Raw genomic sequence first — 3,214 nt, 5'->3', positions numbered from 1 at the left:
GGTAGGCGTTTCTATGGCAGGTGCATATTTCACTTTGTGCTGTAATATCCAGTTCTCCGGATCCTTGATCCGGTCAATATCTTCCTGGGTAACATCTATCAATACTCCTTGTCCTGCAAAAGAAAAAAGCGGTTTCAATACATAATTTTCGAGGTCGGCAGGTACTACCGGCAATTTATGCAGGAACCAGCTTTTGGGCACATATTCGCTGTGAATAAAGGGCATCATGTATTTACTGATACGGTAAAACCAGTTGGGGTGGGTGATCCACTCCACATCCAGTTCCTGGAAAAGATTCACGTGGGAACCCAGGCTTTCGGCCTGCCGTTGCAGATCGTCGAAAATGATCCTGTTATAAATGCGCTGTACACGGGTTTTTACACCCTCTCTCATATAGAACAGCTGCTTCCCTTCCTGTATGAGCGCAGTTAAACAAACAGTGGGGATATCCAGGTTTTTTTCCGTGCTGTGAAAATCGATCCGTGTTTTTTGTTCTTCCGGCTTCACTTCCAGCAGTATTACTTCTTCCGGTGCATAAGGACCAATAATCAGATCCCGCAGCAACTGGTAATATGCGGCTTCATCCAGCCCGTTAAAAAAATTACTGAGCGTATCCGGTATGTTAAAATGCGTTTTAAAACGGCGCGCCATTACTTCCTGGAAAGCCAGCATGGTAGGGAATCCCTGCAATTCGATGAGCTGGGGCACCAGTGCGCCATCACCGGTTTTGCAAACGGCAAAATCGATGACAATAAAATGCGGATGCTCATTTTCATGCGGCACTTTCAGTGCGGGCGGAATGGCATCGCGGGTAATGGTTTTAAAGTCGGGGCGAAGCAGCACATCCACAATTTCTTCGCAGGCCTGTACCAGTTTATTCCCAAGAGCAGCGGGTACAAACACGGGTGTTTCGGCTACCCTGAAAGCGGGTGTTACGCCGGTATCTGCAGCAATGCCATCTAAAAAGGCCTGGTACTGCGCAGGTGTGAATTGTTGGTTATATGCTTTTCTGACTGCGGGGATCATAAGTTTTTAATTAGAAGAACGAGTGCTCATTATCATTATGGGCTGCAACCTGTACCAGCCGTTCAATGGCAGCCAGCCTGTGGGACAGGCGGCCGTAAATGGCATAGTCCAGGAACGCAGTAATAAAACGGTCGTGTGTAAGCATGATCCTGTCCGGATCGGTGAGTTGCCGGATCATGCTGTTATATTTTTCCAGGCCGTGATGGTTCACTACCTGTTTTTTCTTTTCTTCCTGCAAAAGGTACATATGCATGCCGGCGGCATCTGCCTCCGGGTGGAACTGTGTGCCAATAAAGTGTTCATTAAACCGGATGGCCATGGTAGCGCGTTCCAGCGGTACATGCGGCCGTTCTTTTTCGAGTGCAATAACGTGTCCGCCCATGGCCTGGAGGTTCTCATAATCCAGTTCTATCACCTGCCAGTCGCGGCTATCTACAATATAAAAAGGATCGGGTAACGCGCTGAATACTTTTTCCTGCATACCAGCGGCGGTTTTATGCACAGGGAATACGCCGAATGCGGGTGATTTCCGTTTGCATACATTGCCCAGTTTATAATAGCGGCACATGAGCTGGTAGGAATGACAGATAAAAAAGACGGGCTTTTTCACTTCATGGGTCCGGTTCCATTCGAGGAGGTTTTCCACCAGGGAAAAATAGGCAGTTTCCCAGTCGCTGCCTTCGCTGGCCACAGGGCTGCCGGGGCCGCCTGTGGAAATATAAATATCATAGGAAGTGTCGGGAACCTGTATTTGCTGTCTTACTTCAAACTCATCAAATTGGAGGTCCAGTGCATGCATGCCGGCGTATTTCGCCAATATTTCACGGATACAGCGCATCCCTTCATTGGGAACACCCTCATACATATCCAGCACAGCCACCTTCCAGCTATTTTTTATTGGATGCATGCTGCAAAATTACGCGAAATTTATTTTATGGTTATCAGCAGCCCTGGAGGAACTGGTCCCGGATAAAATCCGTTACGGCCACAAGGTCGTTTGTATCAGCGTATACCTGTAATTGTTTATCTGCGCCGCTACCGGTTTCCAGCAGTTGCGTGGTGGCGGCAATAACATCGCGGCTGCCCAGGTCATCCACTACATCGTCGATAAAGTCGAGCAGTTCTGTAATAAGTGCGCGCGTATTTACTTCCATCTCTTTACCAAAATCAATCAAATATCCATCAATGCCATAACGGGAAGCTCTCCACTTATTTTCGTTGACCAGCGCGCGGTTATAGATAATGAAATTGAGGTTCTGCATCCGCAGTTTATAGATCTTGGCGCATACGGCCTGGAAAAGCCCTGCTATCATGATGGTATCGTCCAGGGTGAGCGGTACATCGCAAATGCGAAACTCCACGGTATTAAAGAAGGGATGCACCCGCAGATCCCACCAAACTTTTTTAGCGTTGTCGATACAGTTTGTTTTTACCAGCAGCTTGATATAGTTATCATATTCTTCGATGCTGGCAAAATAATCGGGGATACCGGTGCGGGGGAATTTATCGAAAACCTTTGTACGGAACGATTTGAAGCCGGTGTTACGCCCTTCCCAGAAAGGGGAGTTGGTGCTTAAAGCAAAAATATGCGGGAGGAAATAGCGCACGGAATTGGCGATATGAATGGCCATTTCCCTGTTCTCCATTCCTACGTGCACATGCAAACCAAAAATAAGGTTGGAACGCGCGGCGTCCTGCATTTCATTCACTATTTCAAAATAGCGGGGATGGTCGGTGATCAGTTGTTTTTCCCATTTGCTGAAAGGGTGGGTACCGGAGGCACCGATACTGAATCCCAGGTCGCCGGCAATTTGTGCAATGGTGCGGCGCAGGTAGGCTACGTCTTTCCGGGCTTCGTGGATATCCGCACAGATCTGTGTGCCTACTTCCACCACTGCCTGGTGAAACTCCGCTTTTACCTGGTCGTTGATCACCTTATGGGCCTGTTCTACTATTTTTTGTTCATGTGACCTGAGTTCCCGGGTAACAGGGTCCATTACCATATACTCTTCCTCGATCCCCAGCGTGAACGCCTTAAACATGTTGTTAGCTTTAGCTTTTAGCTGCGGGTCCGCAGCGGTAATTACAGCAATTTATTTTAGCGCGATCAAAATGAATGCCGTCTGCAAATGTAGGGCAGTAAAACGGTATCATTTTTCTTTTTGTTGTTTTTTCACAGGGCTTTTTT

Annotated in this window: 3 protein-coding genes; all 3 read right to left on the bottom strand. The window is 47.7% G+C overall.

Features of this window, described 5'->3' with window-relative positions; translation table 11 throughout:
- On the bottom strand, positions 1–1,026 hold a 1,026-nt coding region (locus VN105_RS15755), incomplete at its 3' end, for a hypothetical protein (protein ID WP_325642485.1).
- A gap of 10 nt (positions 1,027–1,036) precedes the next feature.
- On the bottom strand, positions 1,037–1,933 hold the full coding sequence (locus VN105_RS15750; protein ID WP_325642484.1) for a type 1 glutamine amidotransferase: 897 nt from the start codon (positions 1,931–1,933) through the stop codon (positions 1,037–1,039).
- 34 nt (positions 1,934–1,967) lie between these two features.
- On the bottom strand, positions 1,968–3,068 hold the full coding sequence (locus tag VN105_RS15745) for a carboxylate-amine ligase (protein ID WP_325642483.1): 1,101 nt from the start codon (positions 3,066–3,068) through the stop codon (positions 1,968–1,970).
- Positions 3,069–3,214: the final 146 nt, after the last annotated feature.

The organism is Chitinophaga sp. (genome assembly GCF_035564935.1).
Lineage (GTDB): Bacteria > Bacteroidota > Bacteroidia > Chitinophagales > Chitinophagaceae > Chitinophaga.
Note: the sequence above shows the minus strand (reverse complement) of the source record. Positions and strands in the feature narration are given on the sequence as shown.